This is a genomic window from Methylocaldum marinum (genome assembly GCF_003584645.1).
GTDB lineage: Bacteria > Pseudomonadota > Gammaproteobacteria > Methylococcales > Methylococcaceae > Methylocaldum > Methylocaldum marinum.
Genome location: NZ_AP017928.1, coordinates 2,296,387 through 2,311,240 on the forward strand (window position 1 = coordinate 2,296,387; position 14,854 = coordinate 2,311,240).

Here is a 14,854-nt window from a genome sequence, read left to right on the forward strand (position 1 = left end):
CGATCAATGTGTATAAAACCGAATGGGAGTAGCCGGTCATTCTTTTCCGATCAATTCGATCTTGTAGCCGTCGGGATCACTCACGAAAGCAATGACCGTATGACCGAACTTCATAGGGCCGGCTTCACGCAATATCTCGCCTCCGGCCTGTCTTATCTGTTCGACGGCGCGGTAGACATCATCGACTTCAATCGCGATATGGCCAAAGGCGTCTCCCAAGTCATAGCTCTGGACATCCCAGTTGTGGGTCAGTTCGATCACCGAGTTTTGGCTTTCGTCACCGTACCCAACAAAAGCGAGGGTGAATTTTCCATCATGAAAATCCTCCCTTCTCAATAGTTTCATCCCGAGAATTTCAGTGTAAAAACGAACCGATCGATCTAAGTTCCCAACCCGAATCATTGTGTGCAAGATACGCATCGATTGATTACCTCGACTCATTTCATGCAAATCGTCACGAATCCAACAGTTCCTACCAAAGCCACCTCTAGGTTAAGAACGAAGAAACGGCACTCGCCAGGCGATCTGCAGTAGCACGCACGACATGGGCATCCTGACCCTCAACCATAATCCTGATCAACGGCTCGGTTCCCGAAGGCCTTAGGAGAACGCGTCCCTTGCCGCCCAGTTCACGCTGAACTTCATTCTTCAACTTCTGAATCGGCTCGATCTCATCCAAATTGACTTTTTTCCGTACCTTCACGTTCACCAGACACTGGGGGTATTTGGCCATGTCGCTCTTCAACTCGTTCAGCGACTTGCCCGCGCCAAGCATCGCTGCCATGACCTGTAGCGCGGAAACGATACCGTCTCCTGTCGTGATTCTGTCACGGCATATGATATGCCCAGAACTCTCTCCACCGAGCACGCTGTCATGTTGAAGCATCATTTCCATTACGTAACGGTCTCCGACAGCCGCGCGTTTAAACTCCAGTCCCAACGACTCCAGCGCATGCTCCAATCCCAAATTACTCATCAGGGTACCAACGATGGGCCCTCGTAACCCACCGCTTTCCAAGCGCGACCTCGCGATGATGTAAACGAGTTCGTCTCCGTCGACGATCTCCCCTTTGTGATCCACCATGATGAGGCGATCGCCATCTCCATCCAAAGCAATCCCGAAATCCGCCTGCTCCTCCAATACCGCGCGGCTGAGTCGTTCAGGCTTAGTGGCGCCGACATCATCGTTTATATTCAGTCCGTCGGGCTTGACCCCGATTGCCACGACGGTTGCGCCAACCTCCTCGAAAACGTGGGGCGCGATATGATAGGTAGAGCCGTGAGCGCAGTCGACGACGATTTTGAATCCAGAAAACTCCAAACGGGAAGGAATGGTGCTTTTGCAGAATTCAATGTACCGTCCGACCGCATCGGCGATACGGGATGCTTTTCCAATCCTGGAGGACTCTACGGTTGTCATAGGCTTGCCCATCTGCTCCTCGATCTGTAACTCGACTTCGTCCGGAAGCTTCATTCCATCGGGTCCGAAAAACTTGATTCCGTTATCGTAGTGCGGATTATGCGATGCACTAATGACTATGCCGGCCTGCGCACGAAAAGTTCGCGTAAGGTAAGCGATCGCTGGGGTGGGCATAGGGCCGAGCAACTGTGTATTAATCCCGGCAGCCGCCAAACCCGCCTCTAGAGCGGATTCGAACATGTAGCCGGAAATTCTGGTGTCCTTTCCAATAAGAACATGAGAAGTGTGACGGTCCAGCGAAAAGACGCGCCCCGCCGCCCAACCCAACTTCAGCACAAAGTCCGGCGTAATAGGAAATTCTCCTACCTTGCCGCGAATTCCGTCTGTACCAAAGTATGTTTTTTTCATTCGCCGTCCTTCATTAGAGATTCGATTATCTTGATTCTAGGCTACAAACTGCAGCCGATACTTCGAGATTTTTCGGACACACAATTGTTCCGACAGCCTAATCAGCATCATTATCTGAATTAATTTCCACCTTTATCTTGACAAATCAATAACAAACAATGATTTCCACTTACCAAAAATGACATTCCAATTTCCAAGGCACTCATACCGCCTGCTTTCAAGAAGCATGAACATTATACGCAGTCGCCTTGCCGTGTTTACCCTCCGCCACGACGACCAACTGCCGGCCCAAAGCCTCTCAAAGACAAGATCCAACAATCGATCAAACAAGCTAGTCAGCTAGTGTATGCGATCCACATAAAAACAAAACCCCCCGCACCATAAGGTGCCGGGGGCCTTGTTTAGACCTGACAAACGAGATCAGTGCTGTTCTGCGGCCTTGCCGATACCGGTAGTTCCTTTTGCTTTGGTGGTCTCTTTTGAACCCAAGCCTGCGGCGGAGCCACCGCTCGGAGGCGCCTCGCCCCAGCTTTGCGGCGGACGCGGAACCTTGCCTTCCATGATGTCATCGATCTGGAACCGATCGATAGTCTCGTACTTGATCAAAGCTTCCGCCATAAGATGCAACTTTTCCATGTTTTCTCTCAACAGATGCTCCGAACGCTCGTAGTTGCGATCGATCACCGAGCGAATTTCTTCGTCAATCAAATGCGCCGTCTCCTCGGACACCATTTTGTGCTTGGTGACCGAGCGCCCCAAGAAAACTTCCCCTTCTTCCTCGCTGTACGCCAGCGGCCCCAGGCGCTCGGACAGACCCCATCGGGTCACCATATTACGCGCCAGGTTGGTAGCCCGCTCGATATCGTTCTGAGCTCCGGTCGTCACCTTCTCCCTGCCGAAGATGATTTCCTCCGCGATACGCCCGCCGAACAAACTCGAAATCTGGCTTTCCAGCTTCTGCTTGCTGGCGCTGTACTGATCACGTTCCGGCAGGAACATTGTGATTCCGAGCGCGCGGCCACGCGGCATGATGCTCACTTTGTACACCGGGTCATGTTCGGGAACGAGGCGCCCCACAATGGCATGGCCCGCTTCATGATAAGCGGTAAGCTGCTTCTCTTCGTCGCTCATAACCATGGACTTGCGCTCCACGCCCATGAGGATCTTGTCCTTGGCCTTTTCGAAATCCTCCATGTCGACACTGCGCTTGTTCTTGCGAGCGGCGAACAAAGCTGCCTCGTTAACCAGGTTGGCCAAATCGGCTCCCGAGAAACCGGGGGTACCACGGGCCAGATATTCCACCTCCACGTTATCGGCAATGGGTACTCGCTTCATGTGGACTTTCAGGATCTGCGCGCGACCGCGAACGTCGGGAAGTCCTACGACGACCTGGCGGTCGAAGCGCCCGGGACGCAGGAGCGCAGGATCCAAGACATCGGGACGGTTGGTTGCCGCAATGACGATAATACCTTCGTTGCCTTCAAAGCCGTCCATTTCGACAAGCAATTGGTTAAGCGTCTGCTCGCGCTCGTCGTGACCACCCCCCAGGCCGGCACCACGATGCCTGCCCACGGCATCGATCTCATCGATGAAAATGATACACGGCGCATTCTTCTTCGCAGTCTCGAACATGTCGCGTACACGGGATGCACCCACGCCCACGAACATTTCGACGAAATCCGAGCCCGAGATGGAAAAGAACGGAACTCTAGCCTCGCCGGCAATCGCCCTGGCCAGCAGGGTCTTACCGGTACCCGGCGGCCCCACCATCAAGGCCCCGCGCGGAATCTTGCCGCCCAGTTTCTGAAACTTGCTCGGATCTTTGAGGAAGTCGACCATTTCCTGAACGTCCTCCTTGGCCTCTTCTACACCGGCCACATCCGCAAAGGTCACTTTGACCTGGTCCTCTTCGATCAGCCTGGCTCGACTTTTACCGAAAGACATGGCTCCTCTTCCGCCGGTCCCACCCTGCATCTGCCGCATGAAGAAAATCCATACCGCAATCAGCAACAGCATCGGGAACCACGAAATGAAGATTTGCATCAGCAATGATTGGGATTCCGGCGGTTGCGCCTTGATCTCGACGTGGTTATTGAGGAGATCGTCAACCAAGTGATCGTCGCCGGGACTGTAGGTGGTAAATTTCTCGCCCGTTCCGAGCATACCCCGGATCATTTGGCCGTCAATCGTAACCTGCTTGACCTGGCCTTCCTTCACTGCCGAGATGAACTGGGAATACGACATGGTCGAATCGACCGATTTTCGGGAGCCAAAATTGTTGAAAACCGACATCAAGACGACGGCGATGACCACCCATAAGATTATGTTCTTCAACATGTCATTCACGGTCTAACTTCCTCGTCGGATAAATCCGACCATTTTTTGAAATAGTTTACAAATACTATCAGGATATCGCCCGGTGTAAATGCTTCAATGAACCGGGCAAGATCAATCGCAGAAGCCTACAAAGCCTACATCTGTCTCCCTTGGACTCTTCGACTGAGGGGTTCCAGGAAGGTTCATTTTTCAAATCCCCGTTGGAAATCGTTCACGATCCCGCAGTCATCAAAGCTTCTCGAGATAATCCGCGCACTCAGGTTCGATTCTGAAACGCAGCATCACGTGGAATGGACAAACAGCATGCGGCAAATGCCTGAGCGGATATTGCATAGAATGCTTTCCGGATCTCCGTAAATAATCCCCGCGCTCACCTCCGCCTGCCGGCAAAAAGTTCGTCCTGAACAAGAAATCAGCAAAGCCGAGCAAATTCAGAAAGCTTCTGCCACGAACCGCAAAATAAGGTATGTAACTCACTACACCACGAATGGATACGGCATTCCGCACAGGCCCGATGACACTTTCCCCGCTTAGAACGCAGTCCTCGGGCGAAAATTGGCCTGCCTCGATTAGTGCCTCGGACCTAGCGGCCGAGCCGAAACCAAAAACAACAAGTCCGAACAAATATGAGTAACACTATATAGGAAGTACTGCTGTCATGCTCATGTACAGCGGAGCCGCAATCGGGGAAAACACATAGGCCGAATCCCCTTCGGCTACCGGCCGTGACCGTGACCGTCGAAGCCGACATGCCCCAACAGCCCCTGACAGTCCCCAATCTCGAAACCGCTCGAGAGACAGATTGGCCGGATTCCCGGCGGCGTCGAAATCATCGACGCGGAAAGCTGTCAAAAAAGGTCGCACCTCCAACTCAAGAATATCCTCGACGATTCTCCGGGCGTGCACATACAAACCGCTTCGGTGCAAAAGAGTCGCTCATCTCCATCCGCGGTTCCGGCATTCTACGCACGTTTCACCCCCGCGGGATCAAGCTCCTTCAGGACGGGGTTCCGCTGAACTTCGCCCACAGAGGCTTCGATAGGCAGGCGGTAGAGCCTCTGTCCGCCGAATTCGTCGAGATTTATCGCGGTGCCACCACGTTTTGCGGAGCAATCTAATTCGTGAGCCGCATAAATATACCTCATCGCCTCTACAGCTGCGCTTCACACCCGGCAGTTTCGATACCGATCGCGCCCGGGTAAGCTCCGGACAGCCCTTCGGCCATGCCGATTACTATATCTCGGGGCATTCCTTTCCACCAAAGATTTTCGCGATTGGAGCCAGCAGGAGAACGATTGCATCGTCACAAATTTGGGTTTTCGCTTCAACGAGAAGTTCGAAACCCGATTCTACATTACTCGTGTAAAGAGCCAATCCAACTTGGCGGGAAGTTTGACCAAAGCGCAACCGGAACAAGACCCGAGTCTAGCCAATTCGAGTAGCCTGAGAGGCCGGCCGAAGCGTGATTTCCCGCTGTTGCGACTCGGCATTACCACGACCTGTCGGTGGAACGACAAGGCGCAGAGGGATCTCGGCAGCATCTGGTCATACATTGACCTATATCACCCGTTTTTCCAGGTCCTGGGCCGGGATTCCAACGATTACGGGATGAACATCCGTCAGACCGATGACCATGCCGTGTTCGGCCACAAGAACATTTTCACGGCCATTTACCGAGGGAGACGGACCGAATGGCGCCTACCTACCACATCAGATCGTCCGGCACTTTGTATTCGGCATACTCATCATCGAGATCCTCCGCTCGATCGGGCTGATTGAGCAGGACGATCCGGCTTGTATCGCGCTGCATGATTTTCTCGGCCACCGACAACGGGACGATTTCATACCGGGACTCCAGACTGGCTATTGCAAGCCGGCCGGCGACCAAGCTTTGATGCACCGCTCTGGATACATAGACGGTCTTGACCTTATTATCGTGGGCGAAGCGGTACGCGATCTCGTCGTCCCCCGGTGCAACGCGATTCATCTCGATCAATTGTTTGATTTGTGCTGCAAGCGCTTTTCTCTCCGCCTCCTTTGCCCTCTCCTGATTAAGCTGGCGGTCGTGTTCGACTTTTGCCGCCCTAGCCTTCTCCGCGGCGCGCATATTCTCGTCTTTCCCGGCAGAGTTGCCGTGGCGATTATGCTTTTCCTTTTTCCGCACGTCCTTGCTGGCCTGTTTGACCTGTTTTTCGTTGACCAGACCTGCTTTCAGAAGTTGATCTCTTAGGGAGTTACTCATACCCTGACTCCTGTTTCATCTCAGATTCAAATGTCATGCCTTTAGACCAAATACAGCCTCAACCGCGAATCGGTCAATTTGCGGCCCGCTTTCCCACGGAAGTCCAGGCGAGCAACAAAGCCGCCAGGCTTGAACCGGCTGCCGCCGTGTAAACCCATTGAGCTCCCCATGCCGTCCACAAATGACCGCTATAAAGGCTGCCCAAGGCACCGCCCAGACCGAAACTCAAGGCGCTGTAAAACGCTTGCCCCTTGCCATGGTGAGGCCCTCGGAAATATTGATGCACCAAATGAATTGCGGCCACGTGAGCCGAGCCAAAGCTCGCCGCGTGGAGAAGCTGCGCCGCCACTATTGCCGCGAAATTATCTATGCCCCAGGCTATCAACAGCCAACGCACCACACTGAGGACCAGGCTTGCCAGGAAAATCCGTCGCAAGCTGTAGCGCGCCAATAGACGGTGCAGAAATGCGAACAGAACTATTTCCGCCAGCACGCCGAGCGCCCATAACTGGCCGGTCTCGCCGCTACTGAAGCCGTGATCTCGGAGGTAGACCGAGAAAAAAACGTAATAAGGACCGTGGGCAACCTGTTGCAATGTGCACGCAAGGAAAAATGCGATGACATCGCCGCGCCGCAGAATGTTCGACAGAGAAGCTGAATTTGGTCCATGAACTTCTCCCGGCTCCCTTGGGACGGTCAGGCTGATCAACCACAATCCACCGAACAGCAGCAGGATCAACTGCGGCAAAAATTCGATGGCCAGTACCCCGTCCAGAGCTTCGCCGATCGTCACCACCGCCGCGATAAAACCAATCGAGCCCCATACCCGCACCCAACTGTAGCGATGCGTGTCATGGCGCAAGTGATGGAGCGTAATCGTTTCGAAAAGCGGCAGCATGGCATTCCAGAAAAAACTGAATACCAGCATGACGAGTGCAAACCCTGTGAATCCATCCACCCCGAAAACCAGGCTGAAAGCGAGCAAGGTAAAGAATCCCGCGAGCCGGACGACGGATAAGGTCCGTCCCGTTCGATCCGCAAGCCACCCCCACAGGTTCGGCGCAACAACTCTCGTCGCCGCGGTGATAGCGATCAACTGACCAATTTCCGGCGCCGAAAACCCCGTATGACGAAGATAGAGCGCCCAGTATGGCAGAAAGGCGCCCAGCGCCGAAAAATAGAAGAAGTAAAAGCCGGACAACCGGCCGTAAGGCACTTTACGCGCCGCGGACATAAATGGCGGACAAGTCGTTCGTGGCTATGGCGCCTTGGACGGAACTGGCGTCAACTCTTTCTTCACGTCCGGATTTTGAGCCCGATGGCGCAGGTAATGATCCATCAACACCAAGGCCGTCATTGCTTCCGCAATGGGTGTAGCGCGGATGCCGACACAGGGATCATGGCGACCCGTGGTGATCACTTCCACCGCTTCGCCCCTGAGATTCACCGAGCGACCCGGCAGGCGCAGGCTGGAAGTCGGCTTCAGCGCGATGCCGGCAACGATATCCTGTCCCGAGGAAATACCGCCCAATATGCCGCCCGCATGATTACTCAGGAAACCTTGCGGGCTCATCTCGTCGCGGAACTCGGTGCCTTTCGCCTCGACGCAGGCGAAACCGCCGCCGATCTCCACCCCTTTGACGGCGTTGATGCTCATCAAGGCATAGGCCAACTCGGCGTCGAGGCGATCGAAAATCGGCTCGCCCCACCCGGGCGGCACGCCAGTCGCGACGACGTTGATGCGTGCGCCGATGGACTCCCCTTCTTTGCGCAGGGCGTCCATATAGGCTTCCAGTTCCGCGACCCTGTCGGGGTCCGGGCAGAAAAACGGGTTGTTGTCCACCTCCGCCCAAACCACCCGGTCGATCCTGATCGGGCCGAGCTGGGCCAGATAAGCGCGGATCGTCACGCCGATCCGTTCTTTCAGATATTTCTTGGCGATGGCGCCCGCAGCCACCCGCATGGCGGTTTCGCGGGCGGACGAGCGCCCGCCGCCGCGGTAATCGCGGAAGCCGTATTTCATGTGATAGGCGTAATCGGCATGCCCCGGCCGGAAACGGTCGGCAATCGTGGAGTAATCCTTGGAACGCTGATCCACGTTTTCGATCAGAAGACCGATCGGGGTGCCCGTGGTACGGCCTTCGAACACCCCGGACAGAATTCTCACCTCGTCCGGCTCGCGGCGTTGCGTGGTATGCCGGGATTTGCCGGGGCGCCGCCGTTCCAATTCCCCCTGGATGTCGGCCTCGGAAAGCTCCAGGCCCGGCGGGCAGCCGTCCACGATGCAGCCGATCGCGGGACCGTGGCTCTCGCCGAAAGAGGTAACGGTAAACAATTTTCCGATGGTGTTTCCGGACATGGTAAAGATTTCAAAGGTTCTTAAACGAAGGAGCCAAGAGTTTCAAATCGCCCCCGCCACTTTGAGCTGCTCCGCCACCGCCTCGGCCAGCATTCGATATCCGGGACCATTGGGGTGAACTTCGTCGGATTTGAGCGAATTGTCGCGGATGATTTTGCTCAGTGTCCCGGTTTCGAAGGGAATCGAGAACTCCTCGGCGATCTTTGCATAAAAATCGGGCGGCGAGAACATCAGCCCGAACTTGGGCACGGCGATCAAAACCACGCTGATACCGCGGTCCCTGGCCAATTTGACCATGGCCCGGACGTTGTCGGCCGCCTGCTGCTCGCCCAAGTTGCGCAGAAAATCGTTGCCGCCGTGGCACAGAATCAACAACGTGGGCTGATGCTCGTCCAGCAGTGCCGGCAGGCGCTCCAGACCTTCCGCACTGGTTTCGCCCGGCACGCCGGCATTGATGACTTCCCGTCCGATCATGCCCTGCAGTACCGAAGGATAACTCTGCGCCGAGTCGGTGCCGGTTCCGAAAGTCAGGCTGTCGCCGAAGGCCAGCACTTTCGCCTCCGTCGGGAGCTTCGGCAGTTTGACGCCGGAACTGCATGCCACCAGAAATAACAGCAGAACAGACATGCCGGCGAATTTTAACTGAACTCTCATTGTTTCCCTCTGCTTGATCTTGTTCATTGGCAACGGGTCGATCGCGTCGAATCGTCGCGACTACCCATCCGATGTGGCGGCGAAAAGGAACCGCATCGTGAGCGACGGATGCGATTCGTGTATTCACCACCCACCAAAAGAATAGTCACGCCCCGGATTGACGGTGGGCAGAGGTTCCATGAGGGATTGCAATACTGTGCCGACGCCTGTGGACCTGTCAGAACGTCCTTCCCCCCCCCTGAAAAAGCTCGTTATGCCGGTCGACCTGCTCGGCGGTCAGCAGGAACACGCCGTCGCCGCCGCGCTCGAAATCCAGCCAGTAGAACGGGACTTCGGGGTAGGCCGCTTCCAGTGCTTCGGCGCTGCTGCCGACTTCAACGACGAGCACGCCATCCGGCTTAAGATGACGCTGGGCGTCGCGGAGAATGCGGCGCACGCAATCAAGCCCGTCATCGCCCGCTTCCAGGCCCAGCCTCGGTTCGGCGTGATATTCCGGCGCCAAGCCGCGCCACTCGTCGAGGTTAACATAAGGGGGATTGCTGACGATCAGGTCGTAACGCCGGTCGGCCAGCCCGGAATAAACGTCCGACTGTACGGCGCACACCCGGTCTTCCAGGTGATGCTTCTTTATATTGATACGCGCGACTTCCAGTGCATCCAAGGAGATATCGACGGCGTCGACCCGCGCCTCCGGAAAAACGTAAGCACAAGCGATGGCGATACAGCCACTGCCTGTGCAGAGATCGAGTAGGTCGTGGACCCGACCCGGTTCGACCCACGGAACGAATTGGTTTTCGATCAGTTCGGCGATGGGCGACCGCGGCACCAAGACCCTTTCGTCCACGTAGAAGGGCAAGCCGGCGAAGGAAGCCTCGTGGATGAGATACGCCAGAGGCTTGCGCTCGGCAATGCGGCGCTCGATCAGCACGAGCACACGTTCCCGTTCGTCCATCGTCAAGGTCGCCGCGAAATAGCCGCCGGGAAGATCGTAAGGCAGATGCAAGGTATGAAGTACCAAGGCGGCGGCTTCGTCCAGCGCGCTAGCCGTGCCGTGACCGAAAAACAACCCCGCTTGCACGAAACGGCTGGTGGCCCAACGGATGTAATCGCGGATGGTGGTTAAGGTTATGGACGGATGGGATGATGTCGACATGGCGAAATTTCCGATAGGCCCGCTATTGTAATCGAAAACAGCGCTTATCCGGTGAATAGCGAAAGAAAATCCGGCCTTGGGACGGGCGGAGCATGTATATTAGACATTATCGGAAACCGGTATAATCGTATCTCACTGACTACAACACCGATTGAACCTGAACGATGCTTTGCTACGAAGATCTCAAGGGGAAACCCAAGACCTTGATGGCTATGACCAGCCTGAAGCCTTCCGAATTCGACGAGCTATTGGTCCACTTTACGGCCGCCTGGAAAGAAACGACCGGAACAGACGCCTCCAGGGCGGGCGTCCCCCGGTGATCGCGACCATGGCCGACCGGCTGTTGTTCATCCTGTTCTACCTGAAGACTTACCCCCTGCAGGAGGTCATCGCGCATCTGTTCGGCCTCAGTCAGCCTCAAGCCCATTTCCTGATCCACCAGTTGGCCGCCGTGCTTGGCAAGACCCTTGCGGCTAGTGGTCACAGGCCCGCCCGCCTCACCGAGGAGATGCTGTCCAGGCTGGCGAAGGAACGGCCGCAGGACCTTGGCATCGACGGTACGGAACGGCGCGTTAACCGCCCCGCCGACAAGCTCGGTCAGCGTGTCCACTACAGCGGTAAAAAAAATGCCACACTGTGAAAAACAACCTGGTGGGCGGCCTGGAGGACAGGCAAGTCAAGTACCTCGGCGCCGTGCATGAAGGCAAGAAGCACGACCAGAAAATTTGCGACGAGGAAGGGATGCGCCTCCCCGACGAGGCCGAGCTTTACCGCGACAGCGCCTTCCAAGGACACGAACTGCCCGAGGTCACGATCTACCAGCCCAAGAAGAAGCCACGCGGCGGCACGCTCTCGGCTGAGGAGAAGGAGGCCAACCGGCTCATCTCGAGCATCCGCGTAGTCATCGAGCACATCATCGCGGGGGTCAAGCGTTGCCGCATCGTCAAGGACGTGTTCAGGAATACCAAGCACGGCTTCGACGATGTCGTCATGGAACTTGCCTGCGGCCTGCACAATTATAGAAGCCACTGCCGCCATCACAGTTATTGACGGCAGCCGCGGTCCCAAAAGTATATGAAAACCAGTTTCCAATAACGTCTATTGTATGTATATTTTCCGCTCCAGTCTGTCATAGTGATTTCCTCAAGTTGATAGCCCAAAATGCGCTTCTTTCGTTAACGCATACTATAATTTATGTTTATTGTTAATAGGACTCTACCTCAAACCATACCCCAAATCCCCATCCTGCACGCTCTAATCCACCCTACAGATTTATTTTAATTTAGCTCTCGCCTATTTTGCGTTTTTCACATCCACCAGTCTTTCAGATAATCCTTCGTCAATTTTCCAAGAATCACCCTCCAGATGCAGCGTTTCCGCTCTATAGCTCTATAGCTCTATAGCTCTATAGCTCTATAGCTCTATAGCTCTATAGCTCTATAGTTCATCCATCATACGGCCATATTCGGCAGTTTTCCTTCTATTGAGGAATTTTAATCGGCTCTCCCATATTTTCCGTGGTAAACACTACATGCAGTATGCCAAGGAATGGATAGCGAAATGTCAGCGGCTTTGATATTTTGCTGGAAGCCATGATTTTCTTTTAAGCCCAAATGACTCAACCGCAGATACAGATACCCTTAGCAGGCTGTTGATTTTCTCGGCCCCGGAAGCCGCATAAATTCGTTGGATGGAGCGCCTAAAATAGGCATAAACGATTGTTTGTCATGGCAAAATAATATCATTTCAAGATACTTTGGACTCTTTCATGCGCGGCGCCGACATCACCCAGCAAGAACTCTTCAGCTACCGAACCTTGGAAGACCGGATTCCCAAGGATCATCCCCTTCGGAAGCTCCGGGCCGTGGTCGACATTCTGCTGACCACGCTGGACTCGGAATTTGATGCCCTCTATGCCCGGACCGGCCGGGAGTCGATTCCGCCGGAGCGGCTGCTGCGCGCCAGTCTCATCCAAGTCTTGTTCTCTGTCCGCTCCGAGCGGCAGTGGGTCCAGCAGATCGAATTCAATCTTTTGTACCGCTGGTTTGTCGGGCTGCCCCTGGATGCCGAGGTCTGGGACCACTCCACCTTCAGCGCCAACCGGGATCGGTTGCTGAACGAGCGGATTTCCCGGCTGTTTTTCGAGCGGGTCGTGTTGCTGGCGGAATGGCAGGACCTTTTGTCGGACGAGCATTTCTCGGTGGACGGCACGCTGATCCAGGCGTGGGCCTCCATGAAGAGCTTTGTGAAAAAGGATGGCAGTTCTCCCCCGCCGGAGGCCGGTGGCCGGAATCCCACGGTTGATTTCAAGGGCGAAAAGCGCGCCAACGCAACCCACGCCTCGACCACGGATCCGGAGGCCCGCCTTTACAAGAAAAGCGAAGGGGATAAAGCCCAACTGTGCTTCATGGGCCATGCCCTGATGGAAAACCGGACCGGCCTGGTCGTGGATGTCGAGGTGACGCACGCCACCGGCACGGCGGAACGGGACGCGGCCAAGATCATGATCGGTCGCACCGTCACGAAGCCCGGCGCGACGGTCGGGGCGGACAAGGCTTACGACGTGCCGGAGTTCGTGCAAGCTCTCCGGGAGCAGCGGGTCACGCCGCATGTCGCCCGGAAGGAAAAAGGCTCCGCCATCGATGGCCGCACCACCCGACACCCCGGCTACCGGACCAGCCTGAAGAGGCGCAAGCGGGTGGAAGAAATCTTCGGGTGGTCGAAGACCGTGGGCGGGTTACGCCAGACCCGGTTCCGGGGTTTGAAGAAGGTGGCGGCCCAGACCGTGTTCACGTTCGCCGCCTACAACCTGACCCGGTTGGGTGGGCTGTTCGGCTGGCGATGGTCGACGGCCTAGGCGGGCGTCTGCCCAAAATTCGCCGAAAGGCGGCAAGAACCCCCAAGCGGGGGGATGAAAACCGGCTAGAACCGGGATTTCAGAGCTAAAAGGACCTTCAGCACTAAAAATTAAGCCGCCGATAAGGGGTAAAGCCGAAGGCATGGCGGCGAATTTCAACAGCCTGTTAGACCTGCCCAATGTTCAGGTAGAACATTGCGAACAAACACCTCAAGGTTTGGTGATTACGGTGGTCAGCACTAGCCAAACTGCCGTGTGTCGTCGGTGCGGGCGCACGATTGATAAGTTTCACGGCTACGATAAAGAGATTACCTTGCGGCATCTGCCGATTTTTGACCGGCCGGTTTGGATTTGGATCAAGCCCAAACGTTTTCAATGCCCCCATTGCCACAAAGGCCCGACCACGACCCAGCGTTGTGAGTGGTATGACCCGAAGAGTCCCCATACCAAGGCTTACGAGCATTGGATTCTGCGGGAATTGGTCAACAGTACATTGAGTGATGTCAGTTTGAAACGCGACCTCACGGTGGCGTGCATCGAAGGCATCATCGACCGCCATGTTCAGCGGCAAGTCGATTGGTCAACGGTGCCAAACTTGGAATTGCTTGGGATTGACGAAATTGCGCTGAAGAAAGGGCATAAAGACTTTGTGGTGATTATTTCGGGTGTTACGGTTAAGCGGGAGAAGTTTATTCTGGCGGTGTTGCCGGACAGGAAAAACGAGACGGTCAAATCCTTTTTGGAGACATTACCACCGGATCAACGCGAGCAGGTCCGCCAAGTCTGTATCGACATGAATGAAGGTTACCGCAATGCGGTTCAAGAACCCCTACCCAACGTGCCAATAGTGGTTGATCGTTTTCACGTGGCCAAGCATGACCGCGATTGCGCCGATAAAGCTCGCAAAGCCGAAATGAAGCGCTTGAAAACGACATTGTCCGAGCATGACTATGCGCAGTTGAAAGGGGCGATGTGGGCGTTTCGTAAACCCTGGATAGCCTTAAGCGAGGAACAGCAAGGTGTCTTGCTACACCTCTTTCAGCATGCACCGACCTTGAAAGAGGTCTATATTCAACGTGAAGTACTGACCGGTATTTTTGAAAGCCGCATCAACAAAGCCCAGGCGGAACAGGCCTTAATGCAGTGGCTGGAACGCATCACGGCATTAGGTCTGAATTGTTTTGCCGCTTTTGCCACAACTTGGGGTCATTGGCGCGACCCTATTATCAACTACTTTGTTCGGCGCGAAACCAGCGGTTTTGTGGAAGGACTCAACAACAAGATCAAGGTGATTAAGCGCCGCTGTTATGGAATTTATAATCTAGGACGACTGTTCCAGCATATTTGGCTCGACATTCAGGGGCGGCGAGTACTGTTTACAGATTACTAGATATAGGGTTTACCACGGCAAATCCGAGAGAGCC

The 14,854-nt window shown here is 55.1% G+C and carries 14 protein-coding genes; 6 read left to right on the forward strand and 8 right to left on the reverse strand.

The window, feature by feature from the left end; all coding sequences use genetic code 11:
- Positions 1-36: 36 nt before the first annotated feature.
- From gloA to ftsH, 3 genes are all read right to left on the reverse strand, one after another.
- On the reverse strand, positions 37-441 hold the full coding sequence (gene gloA, locus sS8_RS09890; protein WP_408631173.1) for a lactoylglutathione lyase: 405 nt from the start codon (positions 439-441) through the stop codon (positions 37-39).
- Positions 442-487: 46 nt separating this feature from the next.
- Positions 488-1,828, reverse strand: coding sequence for a phosphoglucosamine mutase (gene glmM / locus sS8_RS09895; protein ID WP_119629504.1), 1,341 nt, complete (start codon positions 1,826-1,828; stop codon positions 488-490).
- A 420-nt stretch (positions 1,829-2,248) separates the two neighbouring features.
- On the reverse strand, positions 2,249-4,165 hold the full coding sequence (ftsH, locus tag sS8_RS09900) for an ATP-dependent zinc metalloprotease FtsH (RefSeq protein WP_119629505.1): 1,917 nt from the start codon (positions 4,163-4,165) through the stop codon (positions 2,249-2,251).
- A 749-nt stretch (positions 4,166-4,914) separates the two neighbouring features.
- Between ftsH and sS8_RS29900 the strand changes: the two genes are divergently transcribed.
- A complete protein-coding gene (locus tag sS8_RS29900) occupies positions 4,915-5,283 on the forward strand; it encodes a TonB-dependent receptor plug domain-containing protein (protein WP_408631174.1) in 369 nt (122 codons plus the stop codon).
- A 584-nt stretch (positions 5,284-5,867) separates the two neighbouring features.
- On the opposite strand, the gene sS8_RS09910 is transcribed toward sS8_RS29900, so the two are convergent.
- From sS8_RS09910 to prmB, 5 genes are all read right to left on the reverse strand, one after another.
- Positions 5,868-6,407: a DUF2058 domain-containing protein gene (locus sS8_RS09910; RefSeq protein WP_119629507.1), complete on the reverse strand. Its 540-nt coding sequence runs from the start codon at positions 6,405-6,407 to the stop codon at positions 5,868-5,870.
- Positions 6,408-6,480: 73 nt separating this feature from the next.
- Positions 6,481-7,641 (reverse strand): MFS transporter, encoded by a 1,161-nt coding sequence (locus sS8_RS09915; protein ID WP_179952405.1) that lies wholly within the window; start codon positions 7,639-7,641, stop codon positions 6,481-6,483.
- 24 nt (positions 7,642-7,665) lie between these two features.
- Entirely contained in the window at positions 7,666-8,766 is a 1,101-nt protein-coding gene (gene aroC / locus sS8_RS09920; RefSeq protein ID WP_119629508.1) for a chorismate synthase, read from the reverse strand.
- Between the two features lie 42 nt (positions 8,767-8,808).
- Complete coding sequence (locus sS8_RS09925; RefSeq protein WP_119632700.1) at positions 8,809-9,420, reverse strand: arylesterase; 612 nt, start codon at positions 9,418-9,420, stop codon at positions 8,809-8,811.
- A 217-nt stretch (positions 9,421-9,637) separates the two neighbouring features.
- Positions 9,638-10,573: a 50S ribosomal protein L3 N(5)-glutamine methyltransferase gene (gene prmB / locus sS8_RS09930; RefSeq protein WP_119629509.1), complete on the reverse strand. Its 936-nt coding sequence runs from the start codon at positions 10,571-10,573 to the stop codon at positions 9,638-9,640.
- A 164-nt stretch (positions 10,574-10,737) separates the two neighbouring features.
- On the opposite strand from prmB, the gene sS8_RS28065 reads away from it, so the two are divergent.
- From sS8_RS28065 to sS8_RS09950, 5 genes are all read left to right on the forward strand, one after another.
- Positions 10,738-10,893 carry a hypothetical protein gene (locus sS8_RS28065; protein WP_170161024.1) on the forward strand — a complete coding sequence of 52 codons (156 nt, stop codon included), beginning with the start codon at positions 10,738-10,740 and terminating at the stop codon, positions 10,891-10,893.
- Between the two features lie 8 nt (positions 10,894-10,901).
- A complete protein-coding gene (locus tag sS8_RS09935) occupies positions 10,902-11,213 on the forward strand; it encodes a helix-turn-helix domain-containing protein (RefSeq protein WP_145986481.1) in 312 nt (103 codons plus the stop codon).
- Positions 11,210-11,623 (forward strand): transposase family protein, encoded by a 414-nt coding sequence (locus sS8_RS09940; RefSeq protein ID WP_119629511.1) that lies wholly within the window; start codon positions 11,210-11,212, stop codon positions 11,621-11,623. The genes sS8_RS09935 and sS8_RS09940 overlap by 4 nt, the downstream gene beginning before the upstream one ends.
- Before the next feature lie 718 nt (positions 11,624-12,341).
- On the forward strand, positions 12,342-13,430 hold the full coding sequence (locus sS8_RS09945; protein WP_119629512.1) for an IS5 family transposase: 1,089 nt from the start codon (positions 12,342-12,344) through the stop codon (positions 13,428-13,430).
- Positions 13,431-13,572: 142 nt separating this feature from the next.
- The gene (locus sS8_RS09950; RefSeq protein ID WP_119629513.1) at positions 13,573-14,820 is read left to right on the forward strand and encodes an ISL3 family transposase; all 1,248 of its coding nucleotides are present in this window, start codon (positions 13,573-13,575) and stop codon (positions 14,818-14,820) included.
- Positions 14,821-14,854: the final 34 nt, after the last annotated feature.

Bases quoted from the DNA above. Each gene is read 5' to 3' on its own strand.
- sS8_RS09915 (WP_179952405.1), bottom strand. From the start codon at position 7,641: ATGTCCGCGGCGCGTAAAGTGCCTTACGGCCGGTTGTCCGGCTTTTAC.
- prmB (WP_119629509.1), bottom strand. From the start codon at position 10,573: ATGTCGACATCATCCCATCCGTCCATAACCTTAACCACCATCCGCGAT.
- sS8_RS28065 (WP_170161024.1), top strand. From the start codon at position 10,738: ATGCTTTGCTACGAAGATCTCAAGGGGAAACCCAAGACCTTGATGGCT.
- sS8_RS09935 (WP_145986481.1), top strand. From the start codon at position 10,902: ATGGCCGACCGGCTGTTGTTCATCCTGTTCTACCTGAAGACTTACCCC.
- gloA (WP_408631173.1), bottom strand. From the start codon at position 441: ATGAGTCGAGGTAATCAATCGATGCGTATCTTGCACACAATGATTCGG.
- sS8_RS09910 (WP_119629507.1), bottom strand. From the start codon at position 6,407: ATGAGTAACTCCCTAAGAGATCAACTTCTGAAAGCAGGTCTGGTCAAC.
- sS8_RS09950 (WP_119629513.1), top strand. From the start codon at position 13,573: ATGGCGGCGAATTTCAACAGCCTGTTAGACCTGCCCAATGTTCAGGTA.
- ftsH (WP_119629505.1), bottom strand. From the start codon at position 4,165: ATGTTGAAGAACATAATCTTATGGGTGGTCATCGCCGTCGTCTTGATG.
- aroC (WP_119629508.1), bottom strand. From the start codon at position 8,766: ATGTCCGGAAACACCATCGGAAAATTGTTTACCGTTACCTCTTTCGGC.
- sS8_RS09925 (WP_119632700.1), bottom strand. From the start codon at position 9,420: ATGAGAGTTCAGTTAAAATTCGCCGGCATGTCTGTTCTGCTGTTATTT.
- sS8_RS09945 (WP_119629512.1), top strand. From the start codon at position 12,342: ATGCGCGGCGCCGACATCACCCAGCAAGAACTCTTCAGCTACCGAACC.
- glmM (WP_119629504.1), bottom strand. From the start codon at position 1,828: ATGAAAAAAACATACTTTGGTACAGACGGAATTCGCGGCAAGGTAGGA.
- sS8_RS29900 (WP_408631174.1), top strand. From the start codon at position 4,915: ATGCCCCAACAGCCCCTGACAGTCCCCAATCTCGAAACCGCTCGAGAG.